This is a genomic window from Simplicispira sp., from assembly GCF_028687295.1.
In the GTDB taxonomy this organism is placed as follows: Bacteria; Pseudomonadota; Gammaproteobacteria; order Burkholderiales; family Burkholderiaceae_C; genus Simplicispira; species Simplicispira metamorpha.
Map to the genome: position 1 here is coordinate 1 of NZ_JAQUAL010000099.1, position 2,005 is coordinate 2,005.

General features: G+C 56.7%; 2 protein-coding genes. Both read left to right on the top strand.

Features of this window, described 5'->3' with window-relative positions:
• Positions 1–115: DNA-directed RNA polymerase subunit omega (locus tag PHX69_RS11290; protein WP_288043787.1), on the top strand; the 115-nt coding region annotated here is incomplete at its 5' end.
• Between the two features lie 94 nt (positions 116–209).
• Positions 210–2,005 (top strand): RelA/SpoT family protein (locus PHX69_RS11295; protein WP_288043782.1); only part of this gene is annotated, 1,796 nt, incomplete at its 3' end.

A 2,005-nucleotide genomic window follows, 5' to 3' on the forward strand; every position in this document is an offset into this window, starting at 1 on the left:
CAGCCAAGGCCACGCCCCCCGCATCGAGAGCAAAAACAAGCCCGCAGTGACTGCACTGCGCGAAATTGCCGCAGGCAAAGTCGGTCTGGAAATGCTGAAAAAGGTTCCAGGCTGATCCCAAGCCACCACCCAATCCATACAAAGCACCGCCTGACGGTGCTTTTTTGATGGTTTCCCACTATCTTTGCCAGCAGCGCTACATTTAAGGCATGAACGCGGTGTTGAAAAAGTCCCCTCCCCATGGCTCTCCCGGTGCGAGCGCCCATCCAAGCAGCGCGGGAGCTGCTGCGGCCAATGCAGCCGCAGCCAGCTTTGCGGCACTCACAGACAGCCTCGACTATCTGGATGCACCCAGCATCGAACTGGTACGGCAGGCCTATCGTTATGCTGACGCTGCCCACCTGGGGCAACTGCGCAACAGCGACGAACCCTACATCACCCACCCCATCGCGGTGGCAGCACAGTGCGCCACCTGGAAGCTGGACGCCCAGGCACTCATGGCAGCGCTCTTACATGATGCAATGGAGGACTGCGGCGTCACCAAATCCGATCTGATTGACCGGTTCGGCTCGCCCGTAGCAGAGCTGGTGGATGGACTGACCAAGCTGGACAAGCTGCAATTTGACACCCGGGAAGAAAACCAGGCAGAGTCGTTTCGCAAAATGTTGCTGGCCATGGCCCGCGATGTGCGCGTCATTCTTATCAAGTTGGCGGATCGTACCCATAACATGCGCACGCTTGCGGACATGCCCCGCAGCAAATGGGGGCGCATCTCATCGGAAACACTGGAAATCTACGCGCCCATCGCTCACCGGCTCGGACTCAACCAGACCTACCGGGAATTGCAGGATCTGTCTTTTCGCCACCTGCATCCGTGGCGCCATGCCACCCTGAGCAAAGCCATCCAGAAATCGCGCAACCGACGGCGTGACCTGGTGCAAAAAGTGCAGCTCGACGTGGACAACGTTTTTGCCAAGATGGGCATGAAAGTGCGCCTTGCAGGCAGGGAGAAAACGCTTTACGCCATCTACCAGAAGATGGAACAGAAACATCTGAGCTTTGCCCAGGTGACTGACATTTATGGTTTCCGTGTCATCGTTCCCACCGTGACCGATTGCTACACCGCGCTCGGCATCCTGCACCAAATGTACAAACCGGTGCCTGGCAAGTTCAAAGACCATATTGCCATTGCCAAGCTCAACGGCTATCAGTCTTTGCACACCACCTTGGTGGGGCCATCGGGCGTGAATATCGAATTCCAGATGCGCACGGAAGAGATGCACATCATTGCGGAAGCCGGTGTGGCAGCACACTGGCTGTACAAGGCACAAGACACCGAAGGCAAAGCGGCAGAACGGTTGGGCACCAAATGGCTACAGTCGCTACTGGACATTCAGAACGAGACCCGTGATGCTGCGGAATTCTGGGATCACGTCAAGGTGGATCTCTTCCCGGATGCCGTTTACGTATTCACCCCGAAAAGCCAGATCATGGCGCTGCCACGCGGCGCTACGGTCGTGGACTTCGCTTATGCCATCCACAGCAATATTGGCAACAGTACGGCCGCAGCAAAAATCAACAATGAGCAAGTACCGCTGCGTACGGAACTCAAGAATGGTGATGTCGTTGAAATCATCACAACACCTGCTGCGACACCCAATCCTGCCTGGCTCGGTTTCGTACGCACCGGCAGGGCACGCTCAAAAATACGTAACTATCTCAAAACACTGGCCCACAGCGAGTCAGAAGGTCTGGGAGAAAAATTGTTGGCACAAGCGTTGCGTGCCGAGGGCCTGGAGCAGCTCCCCCCCACCAACAACGACAACCAACCCATCTGGGACAAGCTGCTGCGCTTCACAGGAAGCCGCACACGCAGCGAACTGATGACCGATATTGGTTTGGGCAAGCGCATTGCAAGCATCGTTGCCAAACGGCTCATGGTGTTGATGGCCGAGCACGGTCACCGTCCCAATGCCCTGCTCATGACCCGCGAACGCTACACATC